This is a genomic window from Flavilitoribacter nigricans DSM 23189 = NBRC 102662 (assembly GCF_002646595.1).
Taxonomy (GTDB): Bacteria; Bacteroidota; Bacteroidia; order Chitinophagales; family Saprospiraceae; genus Flavilitoribacter; species Flavilitoribacter nigricans.
On the sequence record NZ_PDUD01000004.1, the window covers coordinates 192,944 to 217,348 of the forward strand.

Sequence of the window (24,405 nt, forward strand, 5' to 3'; positions counted from 1 at the left end):
ATGGTCTTTTACCCTACTCATCGCTTTTTATCTCTTGAACGACGCCCACCGGAAGATGGTGCGTAAATCGAAGGTTTTTTCCCATATAGTGAGTTACATAGACCGGAATTTTCGCGGGCGATTGGATCCATCACCGCGTAGGAACGGGATTTTTTAAACTGCGATCGTTCCACCTCGCAGCAGGGGAGAGGTATGCCTTTTTACCCGGCAAGCAGGTAGAGGACGATCGGCGGCGGCGGTTGAGGGTGGGAAATCCCTCCCTCAGCCCATGGTGTATCTTTACCCTATCTTAATCCTCTAAAACGTCAGGCATTTTCTTATCCTCCGAATTTCCGATATTTGTAAACCACCAAATATTCAAAGCATGTATAGGATTGCCATCTATCTCTTCGCTTTTTCTGTCATTTTGACTGCGGGTTGCGCAGAGACCGAAACTCCGGCGGAGGAAACGCCCACCGAAACCGATGTCCGAACGGAAATTGAGAAAAAAATAGATCAGTACGCTACGGTACGTCTATCCACCGACCTCAGTAAATTAACGGATAAGCAAAAGGAAATGATCGCCGTTTTGATCGATGCCGGCAAGATCATGAACGACCTGTTCTGGTACGAAGCCTACGGCGATAAAGGAGCTTTGATGGAACAACTGAAAGATCCCCTGGTAAAACGCTACGCGGAGATCAACTACGGCCCCTGGGATCGACTCGACGGCAATGAACCCTTCGTTGCGGGTATCGGAGCCAAACCGGCCGGCGCGAATTTCTACCCCGAGGATATGACCAAGAAAGAATTTGAAATGGCGGAATTGCCGGAAGGGACCAGTCTGTACACCTTCGTCCGACGCAAAGAGGACGGAAGCCTGTATACGATCCCCTACCACCAGCAATTTGCCGCCCAGGTACAGGAGGCCTCGGATCTGCTGAAAAAGGCCGCCGATCTGGCGGATAATGCCGCTCTGAAAAAATACCTGCTGTCGCGGGCCGAAGCTTTCCTGAACGACGATTACCAGCCCAGCGATATGGACTGGATGGACATGAAGGACAATCAGATCGACGTTGTGATCGGTCCGATCGAGAACTACGAGGATAACCTTTACAACTACAAAGCCGCCCACGAAGCCTACGTGCTGGTGAAGGACATGGAATGGAGCGAACGCCTGGCTAAGTACGCAGCTTTCCTACCCGAACTGCAACGCGGCCTGCCGGTGCCGGATCAGTACAAGGCAGAGTCTCCGGGTACCGATTCTGAGCTCAACGCCTACGATGTGGTCTTCTATGCCGGGGATTGCAATTCCGGGTCCAAAACGATTGCCATCAACCTGCCGAATGACGAGGAAGTGCAGGCGGAAAAGGGCTCCCGGCGCCTGCAGTTGAAAAATGCCATGCGGGCCAAATTTGACAAGATCCTTGTACCGATCTCCGAAGTGCTGATCGCTCCGGAACAACGCCAGCACATTACCTTCGACGCATTTTTTGCCAATACAATGTTTCACGAAGTGGCCCACGGTTTGGGCATCAAAAATGTGGTAAACGGCAGCGGCACCGTCCGCAAAGCGCTGGAGGAACACTCCAGTGCCCTGGAGGAAGGCAAGGCGGATATCCTCGGCTTGTACATGATCAAGCAATTGCACGACAAAGGGGAACTGGACGGCGATCTGCACGACTACTACGTCACCTTTATGGCCGGTATTTTCCGGTCGGTCCGTTTTGGAGCGGCCAGCGCGCACGGCAAAGCCAATATGATCCGCTTCAACTTCTTCAAAGAAAAAGACGCCTTCCGCTACGATGAAGCCACCGGCCAGTACGCCGTGGATTTTGAAAAATTCGAAGCGGCCGTCACCGAACTCTCGCGCATGATCCTCACCCTGCAGGGCGATGGCGACTACGACGGTGTGGCCCGACTGGTCGCCGAAAAAGGCGTGATCGGATCCGGACTGCAAAGCGATCTTGACCGGCTCTCCGACCAGAATATCCCGGTGGATATTGTATTTGAGCAGGGCGTGGAAGTATTGGGCTTATAGTATGATCAGCGATTAACAACCTCATTAGTTTTGGCTCCCGGCTTGCTGCATTTTTCCGGGAGCCTTCAACACCCTACCTATGGGAAACACAAGAAAGGGAGAATGACCTGGCATCGATGTTTTTTGCTGGTTTTGCTATTCATTTCGATGAAGAGTTACGGCCAGGGTATACGGGAGAAAGCAACCCGGTATTTCGATCACCTCTCGGTCGAAAAGGTTTACGCGGCACACGACAAGCCCTATTATGTGCCCGGCGAAACCATCTGGTGCAAGCTCTATCTGGTTGACGGCCGGACCCATATGCCATTTTCGGGTACGGCGGTGGTGTACGCGGAATGGATCGATCCGGAGGGCAATTGCCTAACCGCTTACACCCTTCAGGCCGTCGATGGAACTGCCACTTTGGATATTCCTACTGGTATTGAAGATCCGGCCGGAGCCTACACCCTCCGCATTTATTCCCGCTACCAGCAAAATTTTGATCCTCATTTCTTTTTTCAGAAGGAGATCCTGCTCCTGGATAAAGCTCCGGAGATCAAATCGGTAAAGGATCGGGGGAATGAACTGACCGTGAGCTTTTTTCCGGAAAGTGGTGAACTAATTTCCGGACTGGAAAATACCATTGCCTTCAAAGCGGAAAACGATCTCGGTAATCCCGTCTTCGTCGAGGGGATCATAGTGGATCAGGTGGGGCAAAGGGTGACTAACTTAAGCAGTCTCCATGAGGGGATCGGTTTGTTTAAACTCCGACCGGAACCCGGACAACATTATTCCCTTAAAGTGATCCATCGGGGAGAGGAGTATCTATTCAATTTGCCACCGGCCCTCAGGAAGGGCTTTCAGCTGAATGCCGACAGTCGGTCGCTGGAACACATCCTGGTCAGTGTAGAGGCGAACCAACCGGGACTTCTAAACGGCGCCACCCTGCTTGGCCACATCCGGGGACAGATCTTCTATACCCATGAATTTACCGGAGACAGTCTCCGGCGGTTTACCTTCCCGAAAGCAGAACTACCGTCCGGTATCGTTCATTTTACCCTATTCGATGCGCAACAGCGGCCGGTCTGTGAGCGCCTTGTGTTTAATAAATCCCCAAAGGAACGGGTGGAAGTTGATATCCGGACCGATAAGCCGGTTTATTCGGCGAAAGAACCGGTGAAACTGGCATTGTCGGCCAAACGTTCGCAGAATGCGGTGCGGGCCAAACTATCAGTCAGCGTGTATCAGGATATTCCCACCGCTGCGGTACCGGAAAACCTCAATCTGGTCAATTACCTGCTCCTGCAATCCGATCTTCGCGGTTCCATTCACAATATTCAGCAGTATTTTGCCGAAGACAGTCCGAAAGTGAACGCTTTGCTGGACCTGTTGCTAATGACGCACGGCTGGCGTCGGTTCCACTGGCAGGATGTGCTGGCCGAACGCCTGCCTCCCATCAATTTTCCCCGGGAACAGCATCTCACCATTGCGGGCAAGGTCACCCGGCAGGGGCAGCGAAAACCGGTACAGGCTGACGTCATGCTCCAGGTACTTTCTTCCGATCAGTTGACAGCGGTGGATCTGACGACTTCCGAAAACGGCTTATTCTATTTTGAAGGATTCAACTTTCGGGATACGACGGACATTCTGATCCAGGCCAATCTCCACAATGCCCGCAAAAAGCAAAAGCTGAAAGCTGGAGAATTCCGGCGAGCCGGCAGTAAACTGGTCGATATAGAACTGTTACAGCCGGAGGCACCACCCTTCGACAGCACGATCGGTTTCTCCGGTAGTTTTCTGTATCCGGAAAACCGCCTTCGTCGATATGCAGACGAGGTAGAGCGCTCATTGCGGACAGATTCCCTGAATGAATCGATCTGGTCGATCGATCTGGAGACGGTTACGGTGCGGTCCGGTCTGAACCGGGCCCAGTTAAGGGAAAGAGCCATTCAAAAACGGTACGAGGAAAAGGGATTATTCTATTTCGACAATACTCAAAAATTCCTGACGGATGATCCTCTGTTCTCAGTAGCTTCGAGTAATAACATCTACGATCTGATCCGAAGAATGGTACCCGGTACTACCATGAGCCGGGAAAACGGCCGGCAGGAGATCTTCTACGGTCGTTTCTCCCAGCGCGTCAAAGCGGCCATCTTACTGGATGGTCGAAAAATTCCCACCGCTATGCTGGAATCTACCAATCCGGATGATATTGCGGTCATTGAGGTGCTGGAGGACACCTATGCTTCAGCCTATTCCGATGATCCGGTGGTCATTTCTCTGGTGTCCAAAAATCCCGGAGAACGAAAGATCCCTACACCGGGGATCATTACCTTATCCCATCCCGGGTATTATCAGGCCAGAACGTTCTTCAGTCCGGCTTATCCGTCGACTGGTGCAGCTGGAGACCAACCGGATCTTCGGACTACGCTTTTCTGGGATCCTGTAATTAGCACAGGTGATGCACCGGTGGAGCGAACATTTTATGTTGGAGACCGGCCCGGGGTCTATCGAATTGTAGTAGAGGGTATTACGGAAGGCGGGGTGCCGTTCTTTTATACCCAGCGCTTTGAATTGGCTCCTTGAATTTTATCCTTTCCGGTAACGATCCGGCCCGATCGAGATCTGCTGGGATAACTTCTAAGTTAAGGTACGCAACCCAAAATAGCACTTCATTCGTCTAGTCTAAAAGGAACGAATCTACAGTTCCTGAATCATTGACGGTTGAGGTGCATTTTTAATTACGGACCTGAGATTTGATGTGTGTTTTAATAGTCGAGGCGACCGGTCAGTTCATTCTCTAAAATATCAGTTAATGTGACTTGTGACGAAAAACTGCACGAAGGGGTATTCAAAAGAAGACAATAATTCCAGTGAGTAAGAAAAATGAAAAATCAGACGTAGAACTACTGCTCGCCTGTAAGCGGGGAAAGCGTTGGGCCCAAAAAGCGATCTATTATCGCTATTACAGTTACGGTCTTACGATTTGTCTCCACTATCTACCCGAGCGCCCTTTAGCCGAAGAAGCTTTGCATGATGCCTTTCTCAAAATGTATAAATCCGTTGACCAGTTGAGCGAACCGTCTGCTTTCCGCGCCTGGTTTCGCAGTATTATCGTACGAACCGCCATTGACCGTTATCGCAGCAGGGCGAAATGGACCCAAAGGAAGGAAACTTTATTTTCGGAATCTATTGATATTGAAGAAAATAAGGCGATTGCCCGATTGGAAAAAGCCGATGTCGTCTTGCTATTGCAACAACTCCCTCCCCAGTATCGCTTGGTATTCAATCTTTTCGTACTGGAAGGTTACAGCCACGATGAAATTGCTGCGCTCCTGGAGATAAGCACAGGTACTTCCAAATCGAACCTGTCCAGAGCCAAACAAAAGCTTCAGAAAATGCTTCGTTCCAGAGAGGCAATTTATAAAGGGTTTTATTAGAAATTTCCCAACATCATGGACGAATTAAAAGAAATATTCAGACAAAGTATACGTACGGATCGGGAGTTCCCGGTTCGTGAAGGTGGTTGGAATAAATTAGAGCAAGCGCTCGATAACCAGCAAAAAAGGCAGTTGCTTCTAATCTGGCGTAAAATCAGCATCATCTTACTGGTGTTTTTGGCGGTCGGTTGCTTCCTTTATTTCTTTGCTGATAACCGGCAGGATCAACCAATTGCCGAGAAGAGAACTCCCGAACAGGAGCGTATCGTTGCAGAAACTAATTCCGCGTTGGAATCCGATCAGTCCCCCGAAAGCCAAATAACATCAGCTTCTATTGTTTCAGAAAAACGGAGGACAGCGAAACCGGAGAAAGAATCAGTACTTCCTATCGAATCACCCACAGCAGCGCCAAAGCTGTCCCGGGTTAAATCTCCTACAGGGCAAGATCAGGCAATAAACGAAGTGAAAGACAAAGTGCGAGATGCTGTTTCAGATGAAAAGGAACAGTTACCGACTGTACAAGAAACCGGACCTGTTTTTGCAAAGGCAGAAAATATAAAAACATCCAATTTCTCAGCTTCAAAGGATTCGTCCATCCCGGCTGGTGAGTATGTCCTGCAAGCCTTGCCCGCACGATTCAAGGTAACCGAAAAGATAACAGGGGCTTCTATCAAATCCACCGGTGGCTCGGAGGCCACTGCTATATTATTCACCTCTATTCTTCCCGATCTTCCGCAACCCTATATCCGGGAGCAGGCTGCCCCGCGTTGGAGCCTCAGTTTGAATTTTGGTAGTTTACTGCGAAGCAAGATTCGTAAAATCGAATATTACAATACCATCGCCGGCAACCCCGATCTCGGCAGAGTCTACAGTTTCCCGAATGGTGATACCTTGCAATTGTTTTTCGGTGGGCAGTACAGCGAAAAAACGGTAGAGACCTCTTATAAATATTTGAGGATGAATATTCACCGAAAATTCTCGTCCGGTCTGGGGGCCAAGCTGGGATTGATCTATAGCTGGCAAAATTACGGTAATGCCGGAATGGACGGACTGGTCAATCAAATACCAAATGTGTTCTATTATACGGAAAAAGGTCTTATACAGCATCTGATCGCAGATTTCGGTGTGGATTATACTTTTTTTCGGGATACTAAATGGCAACCAACCATAGGACTGAATACGTTTGTTGCTTTTGGGAACCACATCCAAAGTGAATACTACGCTTATTTTCCGGAACAATCCTACCAGAATCTGGAGCGAAAAGTTGATGTCAGATCTTTAAGCGCTGCACTTGGGTTTTACCTGGAATCTGCTTTACAGTATCGGATTTCCGAGCAAATCAGTATAGAAGGCCATCTGTTAATTACTGAATTATTTAGGGAACATAACGCCGGTCCCAGCCTGGGACTAGGCCTGGGCATACGTCACTCCTGGTGATTATCAGGAACTGTACATTAGAGATAGATCTCCGAAGCTACTCTGTACGTATTCGCATGCGCATCAATAATCGCCGCGATCCGGGGCGAATACCCACCACCCATACTGACCGCTACCGGCAGATTATTCTTTTTACAGGTCTGGAAAACGTAGCGATCCCGCTCTTTACACCCCTGCAGGCTCAGGCTCAGCCGGCCCAGACGGTCACTTTCCAGCACGTCCACGCCGGACAGGTAGAAGGCGAGGTCCGGCTGGACTTCGTCAATCAGCCGGGGCAGGGTCTCCTTTAGGATCTTCAGATAGGGTTTATCGGTCGTTTTATCCGGAAGCGGGATATCCAGATCGGATCGTTCCTTGCGCAGGGGATAGTTTTTTTCTCCGTGCATACTGAAAGTAAAGACGCGATCCTCGTGCTGAAAAATGGATGCGGTACCGTTACCCTGATGGACATCCAGGTCGATCACGAGGATCTTGGTCGCCTCACCGGTAACAAGCAGATAGTTGGCAGCAATGGCAATGTCGTTGAAAACGCAGAACCCTTCCCCCCGGTCGGCAAAGGCGTGATGAGTACCTCCGGCGATATTGAGCGAAACCCCGTATTGCCGGGCGTAGCGGGCGCAGTCGATCGTGCCCTGGGCGATGTGGCGCCCCCGCCAGACGAGTTCCGGTCGCATGGGAAACCCGATGGCCCGGACTTCCTTAACGCTCAATTTCTGTTCCTGTAGCTTGTTCCAATAAGCGGGGCTGTGCGTCAGCAGGATCTGGTCTTCCGTGAGCGGTTCCGGATGAAAAAAGTTACTTTGGGTCACGGTACCTTCGTAGAGGAGTTGTTCGGGAACCAGCTCGTATTTGACCATGGGGAAGCGGTGCCCTTCGGGTAATTGATACTTGTATATTGGTGAAAATGCGATCTTCAGCATGTTGTCAGTTTCCTTTCCGTTATACGAACCAAAAAAGTATCAAAATGGTTGATATGGACAAATTCGCAAAAACTACTATTTTTGCACCTATTTTTTATTGATGATCTGTTGGCTCTAGACCCACCGTGATCAAATTCCCTGAACGGGGAAACCAAAGGATCGCAAAATTGAACCATCGGCTCATCTCATCATCATAAAATCAAATCATCAACAAATGTTGAGCGATCAGGAAATCGTAAGGAGAGAAAATCTGCAAAAGATCCGCGACCTGGGTTTTGATCCCTATCCGGCGGAGCAGTTTGAGGTCAATTTTAAATCGACGGACTTTTCCAGTGCGGCGTTGAAACAGAATCTGGTAAAAGAAATTGCCAAGATCAAGGGACTGGGAGAAGAAAAGGCGAAGGCAGCTATGGATATCCTGGCTAAAAATCGATTTAAATCTCAGGCGCTGCTGGACGCGGAAGATTTCGATCTGAGCGAGACCGTAGACTTTGATGCGGCCACGGGAAAAGGACCGATGGCGCTGGAGGAATTCGTCGGCGGCCTGCGCGATGCAGCTCTGGGGGAATTCCACAAAGACCAGATCGGCGAGGTGAGTATGGCCGGCCGGTTCATGGGGCAGCGCGGACCTTTCGCTCAGTTGCAGGATAACTACGGACGCATTCAGCTGTACCTCCGCAAAGGGGAGGTCGGCAGCGATGATGAAGAAAAAGAGCGCTACAATCAGCTGATGAAACTGCTGGATATCGGTGATTTCATCGGCGTGAAGGGCTTTTTATTTTCTACCCAGACGGGTGAGTTGACCCTGCACGTTACCGGACTCTCTTTCCTGAGTAAGGCGCTGCGTCCACTGCCCATTGTAAAGCGGGATAAAGAAGGCAACGTTCACGATGCATTCACCGACCCGGAATTGCGTTACCGCCAGCGGTACGTGGATCTGACGGTTAATCCGACCAATAAGGAGATTTTCGTTAAGCGAAGCCGGATCATCTCCGCCATGCGTCGTTATTTCGACCAGCAGGGCTGGCTGGAAGTGGAAACGCCCGTACTGCAGGTGGTCCACGGTGGCGCTGCGGCCCGGCCGTTTGCCACCCACCATAACACCCTGGACATGAAGCTGTTCATGCGGATCGCCAATGAGCTGTATCTGAAGCGCCTGATCGTAGGCGGCTACGACGGGGTGTACGAGATCGGCAAGATGTTCCGGAACGAAGGGATGGACCGTACGCATAATCCCGAGTTTACCTCCATGGAGATCTACGTGGCCTACAAGGATTACAACTGGATGATGGAAATGGTGGAAGAATGTCTGGAGTACATCACCCGGGAAGTCAACGACGGAGAAACCAAAGTACAGGTTGGTGAACATACCATCGACTTTGCGGGCCCGTACCGCCGTTTAAGCATGTACGACTCCATCAAAGAATATACCGGAGTGGATATTTCCGGCATGGACGAAGCACAACTGCGGGACCTCTGCAAGCAATTGCACATCGAAGTGGACCCGTCCATGGGACGCGGAAAACTGATCGATGAGATCTTCGGTGAAAAAGTGGAGGCGCATCTGATCCAGCCGACCTACATCACCGATTACCCGATCGAGATGACGCCGCTGGCCAAAAAACACCGGACCACGGAAGGACTGGTGGAGCGCTTTGAGCTTTTTGTGAACGGTAAGGAGATCGCCAATGCCTATTCCGAGCTGAACGATCCGATCGATCAGCGCGAACGTTTCGAGGAACAATTGGGACTCGCGGCCCGCGGTGACGAAGAAGCAATGGCCCTGGACGAAGATTTCCTGCGGGCTCTGGAATACGGTATGCCGCCGACTTCCGGCCTGGGTATCGGGATCGACCGGCTGACCATGTTGCTGACCAATCAGTCGTCCATTCAGGAGGTGCTGTTCTTCCCGCAGATGAAGGCGGAGAAGAAAAAGCAGGATAAGGAGGCGAAAGCCTGATCCTTTAGGTGAAACATAGCATGGCCGAAGCGGTTGGGGATTTTCCCGAACCGCTTCGCGCTGAGTACCGATAAAAAAACAGGTCTTCTGGATTATTCCAAAAGACCTGTTTAGTTTTGGGGTACTTCTAAGAAAATAGCTATTTTTTACTCTGCTTTTTTCTTAGGGATGGTGTCCGTATCGGTACGGCCCGGATCATCGGTAGTTGGGGTAGTGTCGGGGTTGGTGGTTGTTCCGCCGGAATCTCCGGTTGAGGTACCTTCGGTGTCGTTAAAGAACCAACGCTCTCTCATAATATGGGTTTTTTAAGGATGAACGAATAGGGTACAAGTTAAGGTTAAAGGGGCAGAGAATAGCTGGTAAAAGAGTATTTACCGGCAAAATATGAGCCGTTGGCCCATTTTTCTCCTATTTTCTGCCTATTGTACGCTGTAAGTGCTTCCGGGTTACAAAGAACCGCAAGGAGCCCAAACGAATAAATTTCAAAAAGATTCCCGCCCGGCGGGAATCAGGGGATTCTGGGGTTACTTTAATGGGATGATGTTGGTAAAAAAGCACACATAGTGCCATGAATCTTACCTCCCGTTTTTAGGGGTATTCTACAATAGGAATGACAGTGAGAATTCCTAAAAGCGAGATTTAGTTTTACCGTGTCAAACGAAATAAAGAACTTACCGGCTGCTTGCCACTGATCATCCGAGAAACCACTATTTGGGGTTTCAAAGCTGAGGTCTGAGGTTTTCGGGGTTAATGGGTTTTAGGTGTTTACACGCTTACTGAAATTTGGTCGGTTACCCCGGAGTCAGTGACAAGACGATTCCGATAATTTGCAAATGCTAATGTCAAGTGTTTTTTGGGCTTATGTTGTGACCCTCTTGCGGGTTCACGTCTTATTATATCTTGGCATCCGCAAAGGTTACCGCCTTTTTTACTTTTTTTTATTTTTTTCGTTTTTTGCCGTAACCATTCTCCTTAAAATGGTATCCTATAATGAATACGACTGATAAAGCGGATCAAGAATTACTGGACGGATTGCGATCCGGGGATCCCCGTAAGGTGAAGGCACTTTACGACGCCTACCTGCCGGACATCATTTATTACGTCCGGCGCAACAACGGATCGGAAGCCGATGCCCGGGATCTTTTTCAGGAAGCTTTGATCGCCGTCTACCGCAAGTTACTCGATAATGATCTGGAACTGACCGTAGCGCTGCGCACCTACATACAGGTGATCTGTCGTAATCTCTGGCTGCGCAATTTGCGTAAGTCCAAGCGGATCTCTCTGCAGGCCCCAACGGATATGGTAGAGCACGCCTCTACTTCCGAAACGCTGGGACTGGATCTGGAACGCATGGAACGGGACCGTACCTATTTCCGCTGTTTCGATAAGCTGGGAGATAAATGCAAAAAGATATTGAGCTGGTATTTTGATAAAATTCCCATGAAAGATATCGCCAAGCGGCTCGACACATCCGAATCCTTCATTAAAAAGAAAAAGTTCGAATGTAAGAATAAGCTGATCGATGCTGTACACCAGGACCCGGTATTTAAAGAACTCTAAAATCACAGAAAATGTCCTCTTTAGCAGAACAATACGACCGCATAGAGCGCTACCTGCAAGGGGCTATGACTCCCGGGGAAATGGATGAGTTTAACCAAAAACTTAATAACGACCCCGAATTAGCTTCCGCAGTTACCCTCCACCAGGAGCTGGCCGAAACCCTGGCCGGCGACCGCATTCACCAATTTCGCAAGACCCTGCAGGAGGTCAACGCAAACTGGAAACCCGCTACCGGCGGAAGATGGCTGCGCGTACTTAAAAGTCCGCAAAACCTGGCCATTGCCGCCAGCCTCTTGTTACTCATCGGCTTTTTCGGCTGGTGGTCCTTCCAGACGCCTTCCGGGGCGGAACTGGCTTCCGAAAATTTTGAGCAATTGCCCGTTCAGGCTTTTATGAGCCTGGATTCCGGCGACGCCCAAGTTATTCGCAAGTCGGCCAATCAGGCCTACATCGCCGGCGAGTACGAAGCGGCCGCCGAGCAGTTCGAAGCGCTGACGGAACTCGCTCCCGGAGAACTCAGCTACCAGCTCTATCTGGGCGTCAGTCAGGTGGGGGCCAATGCCGCCGCAGACGCGGTGAATACCCTGAAGCCGCTCGCCGACGGCACGGACCAAAGTGTAAAGAGCGAAGCGGCCTGGTATCTGGCCCTGGCCTATCTTCAAATGGAAGAAAAAACCGCGGCCCGCCCTTATCTGGACCAACTCGTCCGCACGGGCGGCTTTGGCGCCGATGATGCCGAAAAGCTAATTAATATGCTCTATTGATGTAACATTTCGTAAAAATCGCGTTATTTACTTAATTCAAGTTGCGAACCTGAATTGTAGAGAGCAGATGGTAGAGCATAGAAAGACTGCAACCGTTAAAATGAGCGATTCTGTTCCATTCTAACGATAGTCAATCCCTCTACGCTATACCCTCTACCTAAGTTGCTCCGCAACTTAGATTACTTAATACGCTGTATCCGGATTGAGCACAGTTTTTAAAGTCATTTGTGCTTACATCCGGGGCAATGCACATCACAATCCAGCCAGATCAGTCTGCAGGGCCAAAGCGGGATCCGTTTCCGGTTATAGCGTATTCAGGATTTAAACCCTTCAATATGCGATTTTTATTACCCCTTTTGTTATTCCTGCCGGCCATGCTCCGGTCGCAGGCAACTTTCGACTCGCTTACCCTGATCGACTCCAGAGTTGTTTATTTTGATTTTGGTAAGGCTGAACTCCGGCCGGAAGCCGATTCGGTACTGGCCGAGATCCCGGCAACGGTCAGCAACCGTCCGGGCCTCAAGATCCATTTGACGGCCCATACGGATGCGATCGGCCAGGATGAGAGCAACGAAGCGCTTTCCCGCGAACGGGCGGCGAGTGTGCGCACGGCCCTTTTAGCGCTGGGCCTGCCCGATTCCACCCTGGTTGTTGAAACCTTTGGGGAGAGTATTCCGGTGGCAGAAAACGACAGCGAGGAAGGACGCCAGCTCAACCGCCGCGTTACTCTGGACTTCTACGAAGCCCGCCGGATGCGTTACCTGGAGGGCCAGGTGCGGGACGAAGTGACCGGAGATGGGATCCAGGCGGATATCGTCCTGCGGGGCAAGGATTTTCAGGATTCGCTGCGGACCGATACGGTGGGCAAATTCCGCCATCCGGTTCCCGATAATACGGTGATCGGTGTGGATGTTTTCGCAAAAGACCACTTTTTCGAGTCGGAAATGTTTAAGGTGGAAGAGGGCGTAGTGGTCAATATGGAACTGCCGTCGGCCAAAGAGGGGGAAGTAGCCGACATCAGCAATCTGTATTTCGTGGGCAATCAGGCGATCCTGCTGAAGCGCTCCGAACCCGAATTGCCGAAAGTGCTGCGTTTCATGGAAGTCAACCCCCATCTGCGGATCGAGATCGCCGGGCACATCAATCGCCCGAACAGCCCGCCGGTACCCAAAGATTCCTGGAACTGGCAGTTGTCCGAGGCGCGGGCCAAATTGATCTACGATTACCTGTTGCAAAACAACGTAGACAGCACCCGCATCTCTTACGAGGGATACGGGAATACCCAGATGCGCTACCCCTACGCCCGTTCGGAAAGGGAACAGGCGCTCAACCGCCGGGTGGAGATCCGGGTGATCGGACAGGAGAAAAAATAAAGAGGTTTAACGGTGCTGAGTACCGTCTTTTTCGGTGACCTTCAGACCGTTTTACATTCCTTTAAAAAAGCTATATTGCAAATTATCATTACCCATAAATGAAAACAAGCCCTTGCGGCCAAACACACCTAGAGTATGAGCAAAATAACCGTTAGAAGTGGAAAAGGAGAGATCATTGTAAAAAAGAGCGCCCAACTGGTGGGGGTCAAGACGACGGAAAACGAAACGGACGTAAAAGATAAAAGCTTTGTAAAGGAAGAGGTCATTCCCAGTTTGGGTGGTTTCAATATCGTCACTCTGGAACACGAGAATAAAAGCGTGGATGAAAAGCTGGATGAAGTGCGGCAGCGGAATGATGTGGAGGTCGGCACCCACGTATATTACGCCGAAGGCAGCGACAAACCCATGGTGCCCACCGGTGAGATCTTTATCATTTTTGAAGATGGGGTAGGGGCCGAAGAGCAGCAGATCGTGTTGGAGGAATTTTCCCTTGATCTGGTGGAGCGCCGGGATGACACGACCATCGTAGTGGCCGTGACGGCCCAGTCTCCCAATCCGCTCAAGGTGGCTTCCGCCCTGCAGAAGATATCGCTGGTCAAACTCGCGGAACCGGATCTGGACATGCCGCTGGACGAATATTTCAGCGAACCCCGCGACGAACTGGTCCCCCACGAATGGCATCTGGAAAATAACGGCTTTGTGGTCGACGTCAATTTCCGGCTTCGGAAAGGCGCCGACGCCAAAGTGATCGATGCCTGGCGCCGACTGGGCAATACCGGATCCTCCAATGTAAGGGTAGCGGTCATTGACAACGGTTTTGACCTGTCCCACCCGGATCTGCGGGATAAAGTGGTGAAACCCTACAATGTATGGGACCGCAACAACCGCGTTCCGCAGGGAAATCCGCAGTATACCCACGGCACGCCCTGTGCCAGTGTGGCGGTAGCTTCCTCTAATAACCGGGGGATTGTCGGTTCGGCGCCCAATGCTCGTTTTATGCCGATTCACGGTACTTCGTTCAGTGTACGGGATACGGAAGAAATGTTTAACTACTGTATTAAGAACGGAGCGGACGTGATCAGTTGCAGTTGGGGAACCACCGATTCCAATTTTACGCTCAGTCCGCTCAAGGAACAGGTGATCGCCAAAGCGGCCCGCGAAGGCCGCAATGGGAAAGGATGTGTCATCTGTTTTGCTGCCGGCAACGAAGATCTGAATTACCTTAATTTTTACGCCATGCACCCGGACGTGATCGCGGTGGGTGCCAGTACCAGTCAGGATACCCACGCCAATTATTCCAACCGGGGCCGCGAACTGGATGTGGTAGCGCCCTCCAACGGCGACTGGCCGATCATTGCGGCCCGGGCTTCCTGGGATCAGGGTCTGAGCTGGGAAAGCGGCGAATTTAAATTCTGGCGGGATGGGCGTTCCCGCGGCTCCCAGTACAAACATTTTGGGGGTACTTCCAGCTCCACGCCGCTGGTGGCCGGTATTTGCGCGCTGATCCTGACGGCTAATCCGGATCTGACGGCTAAAGAAGTCAAGGAGATCCTGCAGAAAACGGCCGATAAGATCGGTAGCCCCGCCGAGTACGTCAACGGTCACTCCGTGAAATACGGCTACGGCCGGGTCAATGCGGATAAGGCGGTGGCCGAAGCCCTGCGTCGGGCGGAAAAACCCGCACCGGTGATCGAAGTGGCCAACAGTGTAACCGGCGGACAGGGACTTTTTCGTTTTGATGTGAAGCGGCAAAATCCATCCGGCTGGGGCGTACAGATCGGTGCCTTTTTCGATTACGGTAATGTACTGATCCAGACGGAGAAATTGCAGCGGGTATTCGGTCAGCCGGTCATCGTGAATATCAATGAACTGAACGGCAAAACTGTTTATAAAGTAGTGGTCGGTCACTTTTCCGATCGCAACGGGGTGAATAACCTGTTAAAAAGTATCCAAACGAACGGATATCCGGGAGCATTTCCACGAAATCTGGCAGATTTGGGGTAAGTTTAAGGAGCTAATCCGGAGAACCCCAAACACGATCAATTATGCAACTGCGAGAAAAAATCTTTAAATACCGGGCCGGTGAACGAGTAGGAGAGCTGTTAACGATGTGCGGTATCGTTATGCTGTCCGTTTTTGTGCTGGATACCGGTGCGCCCGGTGGCGTGAAAATAGTGCTTACCGTAATTTTTTCCTGCTTCCTGCTCTTCATGCTCCATTTTTCCTACATTCTCAACGATCACCTGCGGGTGAGTGACGAGCAGATCACTTTTCACCGCAGGATCGGGACTTCCCGGATCATTGCCTTCCCCGATGTACGCCGGATCGTGATCCGGGAAACCCCCAACGCTTTCGGCTCCACCCATTTTGCCCTGACCGTATTTGGTCCCGAAAATTACGTGCGGATCATTGCCTCCGACCTGGAACACTACGATGAACTGGTCGATCTGTTGGAACTGGAGGCTTCCATCTACGGTTTCAAAGTGATCTACCAGGGCATAAATGGAGAGATCCTGGGGAATTCGTCTTCTTCCTGAAACATCCCGGAAGGGAATCTAAACCTCGTCAGGGGCCCTAAATCCCTCGCTGTATTCCATCTTAAAACAAATCCATACCGCTACCCATTGGAAATAACCGAAATTCTGAACCAGATCTATGCGCTCCCCGCTGCTTCCTGCCGGAAACTCCAGGAAAAGATCACCGAAGCCAGCTTTCCAAAAGGAAAGATCCTGTTGCGAGCCAGACGGGTGGAGAAAACGGTTTATTTCATTCGGAAAGGCATCGTCCGGGCCTATGCTCACCAAAACGATCATGAGATCACGTTCTGGTTCGGCCAGGAAGGGGAAGCCGTCATTTCCATGAACAGTTACATCCAGAATAAAGCGGGCTACGAGGACATCGAGTTGCTGGAAAACTGCGATCTGTACTGCCTGCGATCCGAAGACCTGCACCGTCTCTACGCGGAAGACATCCATATCGCCAACTGGGGCCGCAAATTTGCCGAACGGGAACTCCTCCGCACGGAAGCCCGCCTGATCTCCCGGCAGTTCAGTACCGCCTCGGAAAGGTATCAGGAATTACTCCGGGATCATCCGGATCTGCTGCAGCGGGTACAATTGGGGCACATCGCTTCTTATCTGGGGATCACCCAGGTGAGTCTCAGCCGCATCCGTTCGGCGCTACCATCTTCCCCCCACCAGGAAATTACCGGCTAGTTTCATTTTTTATCATTTGTAAAAAAAAATCGCTGCGTCCTTTCGGAACTTTGTGGTTCTACGGGCCCGGTTTTCTCCACGGGAGAAATACCGGCCAAAATCGTTTAACCACTACCACATCCATGAACTGGATACTGTTAATTTTTGCCGGTCTTTTTGAAGTGTCTTTCGCCTTCTGTCTGGGCAAGGCCAAGGAGGTAGATGGTCACAGTATGTACTTGTGGTACGCCGGTTTTTTGCTTTCCCTGATCATGAGCATGTTGTTGCTGATCCGGGCCACCCAGGAATTGCCGATCGGGCTGGCCTACACCGTTTGGACCGGCATCGGGGCCGTTGGTACCGTTTTGCTGGGGATCTTCGTGTTTAAAGACCCGGCCAATTTCTGGAGGATCTTCTTTACCGCCACCCTGATCGTTTCTCTAGTGGGGCTGAAAGCGGTATCTCATTAATTTTTCTCCCCTAAGGATAGTATTGCAAGCAATGGAATGATCAGATCATCATCTTCCTGCCTGTTCTCATCATCCATTACCGTAATCGAGACAAAATTCTCATCTGGCGCTATTGCAACCTATTTAATAAATATTTATCTTTGTCACTAAGATAATTAGTAAATAAGATAAATGGGAGATTCCGCACACTCCGATTCGACAGAACACTTTCGGGCGATCAGCCGGGCTTATTCAGATGCATCCATACTCATGCACGAAGCTATCGCCCGTAAGGCGGGCCTAACGGGCACGGATCACAAATACCTGGGGCTGATCATCAATAAGGGCCCCTGCACCGCCGGCGAAATAGCCGGGATGACCGGACTGACCACCGGTGCCGTTACCGGCTTAATTGACCGACTGGAGAAAAAGAAACTGGTAAAGCGGCAGGCCGATAAACGAGACCGGAGAAAAGTGATGGTCGTACCGGATGTCCGGAAGACGATGGCTTTACTGGAACCCGTATTTGCCGATCTCCAGGAACAGACGGCAGCTCTGCTGGCGACTTTTTCCCGGGAAGAAATAGAGATTATTGAACGCTATTTTCTGGGCGCGACGGACATCATGCGCGCCGTAAGCGCGAACTTAAATACTTAGACCATGGACCAATTGACGGCAAATTACCTCGGGCGGGCCGAGAGCTGGCTTCTGATCACTATACTTTTGTATTTTCTGATGAACGGCGCTCAGATCTTCGAAACGGCCGTGGTGGTTCCCAAGTGGACCGCTCACCCTCCGGCTTCTCTCCAGTTTCTGGCGGACCGGCACGGTGCCAGCCTGAAAAATTTCTGGATCCTTCTCCATAGCGTCCACGAGATCACCTTCATTCTGGCCATTGTTTTCTGCTGGAAGCTTGGGGCTGTCCGGAACGGACTGCTCCTCTTATTTGCGCTGCACTTCGCCGTGCGGGTCTGGACGTTGGCTTACTTCGCGCCTAATATCATCGAATTTCAGGGTGTTGCCGAGGGGACGATCGGAGCTTCCGACCTGATCCGGCGGGCCAACACCTGGAAAATGCTTAATTACCTCCGGGTGGCCTTTTTCGTGGCCATTTCGCTGGGGCTGATCCCGCTTTATCTGAAATTGGTGGCACTTAAACCCGTATTCTGATCCATAACTGGCGCTTAAATTATACTTCGGGACCAAAGCAATGTAGTATCGATAAAAAATATTATACGCCGGTAAAGCAGCTAAAATTCTGGATATTCTGATTAACTTTAATTCGTGATCCGCGATCATATCGCATCACATTTCCAGACAGTCTCTTCTCAAAATAATTTTCAACAGTTTCTAACCTGATCTAATAGGGCTTGGCAGTGACGCTATCGTCCGATCTGATCCGGCCGAAGCCACCCCCGTGCATCGGTTCTGGAGATCGGTATTACGGGCATTGTAGCACAAAAATTCTGCTCAAACCCGACCGGATCACCTGATTGAAATTACGCCATGTACTTAATAAACTCCACTTACAATCCATTAACTATGCAAAAAACACCTTTACGAGTACCCGGATCTTTGATGGCCATTATGCTGCTGATCGCCGGCGGGATCATGGCCCAGCCCCATTTTATCAACCCTCTGCCGATCCCTCCTTTGCTCGAGGCCTCCGAAGGCACTATCGAACTGGAAATGCGGGAAACTTTTCACCGCTTCAATCCGGGGATGCCGGCGGATAGTCTGAACGGCAATGCCAATCAACCCAATGGGATCACTACTTTCAGCTACAACCAAAAAGGGAGTAATGCGATGTCTGTCTTAGGACCGACCCTGCGCTGGCGAACCGGTGACTCCATCCATATCCGGGTGACGAACCTGTTGCCCCAGCCCACGACGACCCACTGGCACGGAGCCGAGGTGCCGCCGGAATTTGACGGAGGCCCACACCAGGCCATTCCCCGGAATACGACCTGGGATATCAAATTCGAAAATCTCGATTATGCTTCTACGCTCTGGTACCATCCGCATTACCACAACCGGACGGTACAGCAGGTCCAGATGGGCTTATCGGGTATGATCCTGGTCGAAAACCCGGAAGATCCCATTCGAAATGTCATGCCCCATACCTACGGCGTGGACGATATCCCCGTCATTATTGGTGATATGGGCCTGAAAAGGGAGCCCGCTGCCGAAGGATTTACCTACCGGCTGGATACCCTCAAAGGGAAACGCCCGTTCAATCTGGTGAACGGGGTCAATAGTCCGTATATAGAAGTGCCCAATGCCCTCGTCCGGTTTCGCGTCCTCAACGGCTCGACCCGGAAAGGTATCGTTTTCGGTTTCTCCCCATCTTATAACGGTACGGATCTGATGGACTTTCAACTAATCGGTACGGACGGGGGCTATGTGCTGGAGCCGAATACCCAGCGGGCGCTCATGAACGGTCCCGGTTCGCGGGATCAGGTGGTGGTGGACCTCAGTGGTTTCGAGCCGGGAGATACAGTCTATCTGCGAAACCTGAAAGAACGGTTACCTCATTATGTTGTTGGTAGCCCCCAACAGGCGCCTCCTCCCGGCAGTGGGGGCCGGGATTCTACCTTCGGTAATGCTTTTTTGCAACTGCGCATTGTAGATGCCGCAAGTTTCCCGGACTATACGCCCATTACCTCTTTTACTCCATTTATCACCGATTGGGAACCGGGCCTGCGCGATACGACCGACATTGCGCGATACCGCTACAAAAGACTGGTTTTTATCCCAGGCGTGAACGGGGGCGAAAATATGTTCAATATCGACAGTACGACCTACGATATGATGATGCTTAACGATACGGTCTGTGTGGATACCAAGGAGATCTGGACCATCGACAATACCACCCACGTGGCGCATCCTTTTCACATTCACAAGATCCAGTTCCGCATCCTGGAGATCGATTCTCTGGGGACGAAGATCGACCTGGTGGAAAGAGGCCTCAACGGCCCGAAAGACGATGTGCTGGTGCTGCCCAATTGGAAACTACGCTTTATGGGGTCGTTTGATGATTATCCGCGGCCACCAATTCCGCAGAACGGCTACATGTACCACTGTCACATTCTTACCCATGAGGATAGTATTGGCGGGGGAATGATGCACCAGTTTGCCGTAGCCGACGCGGAAGCCTGCCTGCCGGTGGGAGTGGATGAAGTCATACTGAGTCCGGAAGAAATAACCCTCTATCCGAACCCCGCTTCGGGTGAACTATACCTGCGCACCCAATCAACGGATCCGGGCACCCTTCGGATCACGGATATGCAGGGGCGAACCCTGAGGACCCAGGTGATCCCCGCTGTGTCGGGCGACGTACGGGTGCCGGTAGACGGCCTGCCACCGGGCATTTTCCTGGCGGTCTGGCAAACGCAAAAAGGGATAGCAACGAGAAAGATTTTGCTATATTAGTGATTCCGCAACCGGGCAACCGTGGTTCTGCCGCTTGAGTGGCAGAACCACGGTTGTTAAATTTACTCCATTCATGCGCATTTTATCATTTGCCTCCTGCTTACTTTTTGGTAGCTGCCTGCTGTTGTTAATGGCCTGCGGTAGCGAAGTGACGGATACCGATAAGGATGAAGCTGGTATTGAGCCTTCTGTCTCTATCCCGGATCCCGTTGATCCGGATACTACCGGTGCCGAACCGTTCATCACCAATGATGAGCTCTACGCCTGGGTAGACAATCTCAATATCCGGGACGCTCCCAAAACGGACGGAAAAGTAGTGACCAGGGTAGATGACCGGGCAGTACTTCGGTTTACGGGTGAACGCTCCAACGGTACCGATGCTATTGTGTTGCGGGGTGTACTCTACCGGGCCCCCTGGCTGAAAGTGAGCACCGCCGACGGGACCGAAGGCTGGGTATTTGGCGGCGCGGTCCGGCACGAAGGGGAAGTAAAAGGAAATCCACCGATCACGGACCAGTCGTTTAGCTTTCCGGTATTCGGCAGCTATGACCTCAGGGAGTGGGATAAAGTTTCCGAAAAGCAGGAAGGTGAAGAAGTAGATTACACCATCACCACCTACCGTAAAAACGGCCGGATCCTGGAAATTACCCGGGCCGAAATGGGCGAGTTCTATTACGGTTGGACCTACAAACTGATGGAGCAGGATAGCTCCATGATCAAAGAGCGTAAATTCAGTTTTACAGCGCAGGATAAACCCTTTATTCTGGAGGAAAAGGTAATGGATTATTCCAGCGCTCCGCCAGTAGTTTACCAGCGTACCCAGTCGGTGGAAGAGCATTTTTACCGGCTGAACGATCGCCCGATGATGGTGAATGCACCCTGGCAGAAAGCACCGCTTTAAATGCGGTGGGCGTTAAAGTAAGGATCGCTGAAGCTGTCATCTGTAAAAGTCTAAAATGCCCTCAGTTGAAAGTACCGTTGCACATCTAAACCTTAAAGAACTCAGCATGTATTGCCTAGGACTTAAGACACGACTACTCACTACCCTCATTTTCTTTTCGTTCAGCACCATTTTCCATTTGTCGGCTCAGATCAACGAAGTTTGTCAGGATGGAGACTGTGATCCCGCTTTGCAATCTATTCCGCTCGCAGAACCGCTTTCGGCGAAGGCGACGGGAGCCGTCGATCCCCAAAGGGCGGAGCAATACAAGGCGGCCTACCAACGCGTGCAACAGATCAAACAGGGACACGCTCAAACGCCCGAATGGACCGCAAAATACCGGAGCAACCAGTTGAACGGCAAAAGTTGCCTACGCCTCAATCAACTGGAAAGCTATTTCGCCCATGAATACGAGCAAAACCCCGATTTTGCCAAATTCATCGATCAGAACGAAACCGATGTGGCCGCCTGGAGAGAGGATGGCTTCCAGGCCAGTCGACGGGCGATAAATCTCAACAAGCGGATCGAGGATAAATGTCCGAAAGAAACCAGAGATCTGGAAAAAGGAGCCGGGCCTTCTCTGGCAAACCTTCCCGCTACCTACCAGAAGCTAGGGCAGGTTCAAGGGTATTTTGACAAAAAAGGCAACTTATTAAAACCTCTGGAACAACCCGCTGCCGCCACAACTACTGCCGATGATAAGAATCTGAGTAAAAAAGAACAAATCGCTGAACTCAAGGACAAGGTCAGTAAGCTACCACTTGGGTCGCCAATGCAGAATAAGATCACCGGTATAGCCGATGCCCTGGGCACGGCCCAACCGAAACTTGGCAATTTGCTGGGGAATCTGGTGGGGCCGTTGCAATCCAAACTGTCGGCTTTTCTCCCCGGTCCTTTCGGCCTGCTTTCCAAGATCAATGCTGCGAAAGACCTATTGGGTTCTTTGAAAAACTTTGTGCCCAAGATCAAGGTAGGCGGGCTCTTATCGAAGATCGGTGACCTGTTTAAAAAAGGCGAAGGGCTCAGTAAAAAAGCCAAAGATCTGGTCGATAGAGGGGAAAAGCTTAAGGATAAACACGATAAACTCACCCTGGAAGCGGAGGATCTGAAAAAAGAAATGGACCAGCGGACCGCAGCCGTGGAAAAATTAAAGCAAAAACTGGGCGACCTGGCCAAGCAGAAAGCGGAACTGACCGAAAAGCTGGAAGATAAGCCCCGTAAGATCCTGGATGACCTAAAGGATGCCGTAGCCAATGTGGAAAAACAGGCCGGTGATCTCGCTCGGGAAGCGGAGCAGGAAAATCAAAAAAAGGACGAGGTGCTGGATAAAGTGGATGCTCTGGAGCAAGCCAAAGAGGCAATTGAAAAAGAGCTGGATCAACTCGAAAAAGAAGCGAAGGACCTGGCGAAGGAGCAGGAAGCACTAACCGAAGAGACCAGCGAAGTAGAAGCGGAGGTGGAGCAGGTAAAAGAGCAGGAAAAGGCAGTTGCTGATCTGGCCCAACAGCTGGAAGACCTGAAATCCGAAAAGGCCAAACAGGAAGAGCTTGCGCAATGCGAATCGGAACTGAAAAAATTGCTAAGTAAGCTCAGTGGGGTCGATGCCGTACAGAACGAGATCAAAAAGAAATCGAAGGGGCTGTTTGCCCTGCCGGGAAAACTATTGGGTAAGTTATCGGATCTCAAACTGTTCCAAAACAAAATTAAACTTGGCAAAAATGGCATCCCCCTGGTGGGCAAGGCACTGGCCAAAGTGGACCAGCTAACGGAAACGGCGAATATGATCGGCTCCACGGTAGAGCTGCTGACCGGCAAAAAGACCAGACTACAGGAACAGATCAAAAACATTGATCAAAAGCTGGAACTGGTTAACGGCATCTACGAAGGTCGGGAAGACCTCGTCAATGGCTACAAAGACCAGTTGATCCAGCTAATCGCCGAAAAATCCGGTCTGAAAGGCAAAATGGACCAGGGAATGGCCGATATAGCCGGTATAGAAACCCAGGTGCAGGATTTCATTAAGCGTTATAATATCTTTGATGAAAACTCAAACTGCCTTGATCAGCAGGAACTGGAAGAAAAAATAGCGGAACTGGAAAAACAGCAGGCTGAAACCGAGCCGGAACTCGAGCAACTGGAAAAAGAACTGCAAGATGCCGAGCAGCGCACGGAAGCGCTGAAAGCAGATACCGAAGCTGCAGCGGAAATGATCGAAGAGATTGAAGTGGAAAAAGCCGCCATCAAGGAGGAGTTTGGTACGGAAGTCGATCTGGAACCGGTGACGGTAGAAGAATGGTCGGAAAGCTTTCAGGTAGAGCGATCCTACTGGGATGCCGTCTTCCATCCTGACGATGAAGTGGTGGACGGATATAGAGGGCGCTATTTTGAAGTACTTCTGAAAGATGCGGAAAAGACCATCAAACTGCTGTTCGGCCCCGGGGAATACTATATGGATAAAAGTACTTTCCGAAAAACCTACGGCCCTACCATCGGCGCTTTTGCTACCGAAGCCCTGCAGGCCATGAAAAAAGCGGATCGCGATCAGGTGAAGTTGTTCATTCAGGGAAGTGCCGATCTGGCTGGTCACACTACCTTTTCCGGAAACCTGGATGAGCGCTATCTTTACGATGAGGTAGAAGTGCTACCGCAAAAATCCGACCCGGAAAACTTCTCGAACGTACCGACGGCCAAGTCGATCCCGGAACGCAATTTCTGCAACGACCACCTGCCGGATTTGCGGGGGCGTTATCTCAAGGAAATGATATCAATCTATTCTAAAAAGTTTGATCCCATCATTCTGGAAGGGGCAGTGAAGCAGTTTCAGGATAAAGAGGAGCGCAATGCCATCATCTACCTGTTCTTTCCAGAGGATCTGCTATCGACCTATGAGAAAGAATGAATGCCGCTTACCGGAATTTTTATCCGATTTTTGCAACC

Annotated in this window: 19 protein-coding genes; 17 read left to right on the forward strand and 2 right to left on the reverse strand. The window is 50.8% G+C overall.

Annotation, left to right across the window (positions count from 1 at the left end):
• Positions 1–364: 364 nt before the first annotated feature.
• The 4 genes from CRP01_RS04200 to CRP01_RS04215 all read left to right on the forward strand — a co-directional run bounded on the left by CRP01_RS04200 (position 365) and on the right by CRP01_RS04215 (position 6,876).
• On the forward strand, positions 365–2,020 hold the full coding sequence (locus tag CRP01_RS04200; RefSeq protein ID WP_099148753.1) for a dipeptidyl-peptidase 3 family protein: 1,656 nt from the start codon (positions 365–367) through the stop codon (positions 2,018–2,020).
• A gap of 102 nt (positions 2,021–2,122) precedes the next feature.
• A complete protein-coding gene (locus CRP01_RS04205) occupies positions 2,123–4,585 on the forward strand; it encodes a Plug domain-containing protein (protein ID WP_099148754.1) in 2,463 nt (820 codons plus the stop codon).
• A 287-nt stretch (positions 4,586–4,872) separates the two neighbouring features.
• A complete protein-coding gene (locus tag CRP01_RS04210; protein ID WP_170110215.1) occupies positions 4,873–5,439 on the forward strand; it encodes an RNA polymerase sigma factor in 567 nt (188 codons plus the stop codon).
• A gap of 15 nt (positions 5,440–5,454) precedes the next feature.
• Positions 5,455–6,876, forward strand: coding sequence for a hypothetical protein (locus CRP01_RS04215; protein ID WP_099148756.1), 1,422 nt, complete (start codon positions 5,455–5,457; stop codon positions 6,874–6,876).
• A 17-nt stretch (positions 6,877–6,893) separates the two neighbouring features.
• On the opposite strand, the gene CRP01_RS04220 is transcribed toward CRP01_RS04215, so the two are convergent.
• Positions 6,894–7,796, reverse strand: a complete 903-nt coding sequence (locus CRP01_RS04220; protein WP_099148757.1) for a histone deacetylase family protein — start codon at positions 7,794–7,796, stop codon at positions 6,894–6,896.
• 517 nt (positions 7,797–8,313) lie between these two features.
• Between CRP01_RS04220 and lysS the strand changes: the two genes are divergently transcribed.
• Entirely contained in the window at positions 8,314–9,756 is a 1,443-nt protein-coding gene (gene lysS, locus CRP01_RS04225; protein WP_099148806.1) for a lysine--tRNA ligase, read from the forward strand.
• A 146-nt stretch (positions 9,757–9,902) separates the two neighbouring features.
• Here the strand turns inward: lysS and CRP01_RS42110 are convergent, their stop codons facing one another.
• Complete coding sequence (locus CRP01_RS42110) at positions 9,903–10,049, reverse strand: hypothetical protein (RefSeq protein WP_170110216.1); 147 nt, start codon at positions 10,047–10,049, stop codon at positions 9,903–9,905.
• 697 nt (positions 10,050–10,746) lie between these two features.
• Here CRP01_RS42110 and CRP01_RS04230 point away from each other — a divergent pair.
• The 12 genes from CRP01_RS04230 (at position 10,747) to CRP01_RS04285 (ending at position 24,367) form a co-directional block, all read left to right on the forward strand.
• A complete protein-coding gene (locus tag CRP01_RS04230; protein ID WP_099148758.1) occupies positions 10,747–11,316 on the forward strand; it encodes an RNA polymerase sigma factor in 570 nt (189 codons plus the stop codon).
• Positions 11,317–11,327: 11 nt separating this feature from the next.
• Entirely contained in the window at positions 11,328–12,080 is a 753-nt protein-coding gene (locus CRP01_RS04235) for a tetratricopeptide repeat protein (RefSeq protein WP_099148759.1), read from the forward strand.
• Between the two features lie 335 nt (positions 12,081–12,415).
• Positions 12,416–13,453 (forward strand): OmpA family protein, encoded by a 1,038-nt coding sequence (locus CRP01_RS04240; protein ID WP_170110217.1) that lies wholly within the window; start codon positions 12,416–12,418, stop codon positions 13,451–13,453.
• A gap of 135 nt (positions 13,454–13,588) precedes the next feature.
• Complete coding sequence (locus tag CRP01_RS04245) at positions 13,589–15,457, forward strand: S8 family serine peptidase (RefSeq protein WP_099148761.1); 1,869 nt, start codon at positions 13,589–13,591, stop codon at positions 15,455–15,457.
• Positions 15,458–15,498: 41 nt separating this feature from the next.
• Positions 15,499–15,990, forward strand: a complete 492-nt coding sequence (locus CRP01_RS04250; RefSeq protein WP_099148762.1) for a hypothetical protein — start codon at positions 15,499–15,501, stop codon at positions 15,988–15,990.
• A gap of 87 nt (positions 15,991–16,077) precedes the next feature.
• Positions 16,078–16,668 (forward strand): Crp/Fnr family transcriptional regulator, encoded by a 591-nt coding sequence (locus CRP01_RS04255; RefSeq protein WP_099148763.1) that lies wholly within the window; start codon positions 16,078–16,080, stop codon positions 16,666–16,668.
• A gap of 122 nt (positions 16,669–16,790) precedes the next feature.
• The gene (locus CRP01_RS04260; RefSeq protein ID WP_099148764.1) at positions 16,791–17,117 is read left to right on the forward strand and encodes a DMT family transporter; all 327 of its coding nucleotides are present in this window, start codon (positions 16,791–16,793) and stop codon (positions 17,115–17,117) included.
• 171 nt (positions 17,118–17,288) lie between these two features.
• Positions 17,289–17,753 (forward strand): MarR family winged helix-turn-helix transcriptional regulator, encoded by a 465-nt coding sequence (locus tag CRP01_RS04265; protein WP_099148765.1) that lies wholly within the window; start codon positions 17,289–17,291, stop codon positions 17,751–17,753.
• A gap of 3 nt (positions 17,754–17,756) precedes the next feature.
• Positions 17,757–18,266 (forward strand): transposase, encoded by a 510-nt coding sequence (locus tag CRP01_RS04270; protein WP_099148766.1) that lies wholly within the window; start codon positions 17,757–17,759, stop codon positions 18,264–18,266.
• Positions 18,267–18,638: 372 nt separating this feature from the next.
• Positions 18,639–20,528, forward strand: a complete 1,890-nt coding sequence (locus tag CRP01_RS04275) for a multicopper oxidase domain-containing protein (RefSeq protein ID WP_170110218.1) — start codon at positions 18,639–18,641, stop codon at positions 20,526–20,528.
• A gap of 73 nt (positions 20,529–20,601) precedes the next feature.
• A complete protein-coding gene (locus tag CRP01_RS04280) occupies positions 20,602–21,429 on the forward strand; it encodes an SH3 domain-containing protein (RefSeq protein WP_099148768.1) in 828 nt (275 codons plus the stop codon).
• A gap of 106 nt (positions 21,430–21,535) precedes the next feature.
• Entirely contained in the window at positions 21,536–24,367 is a 2,832-nt protein-coding gene (locus tag CRP01_RS04285; protein ID WP_099148769.1) for a coiled-coil domain-containing protein, read from the forward strand.
• The last annotated feature ends 38 nt before the right edge of the window (positions 24,368–24,405 follow it).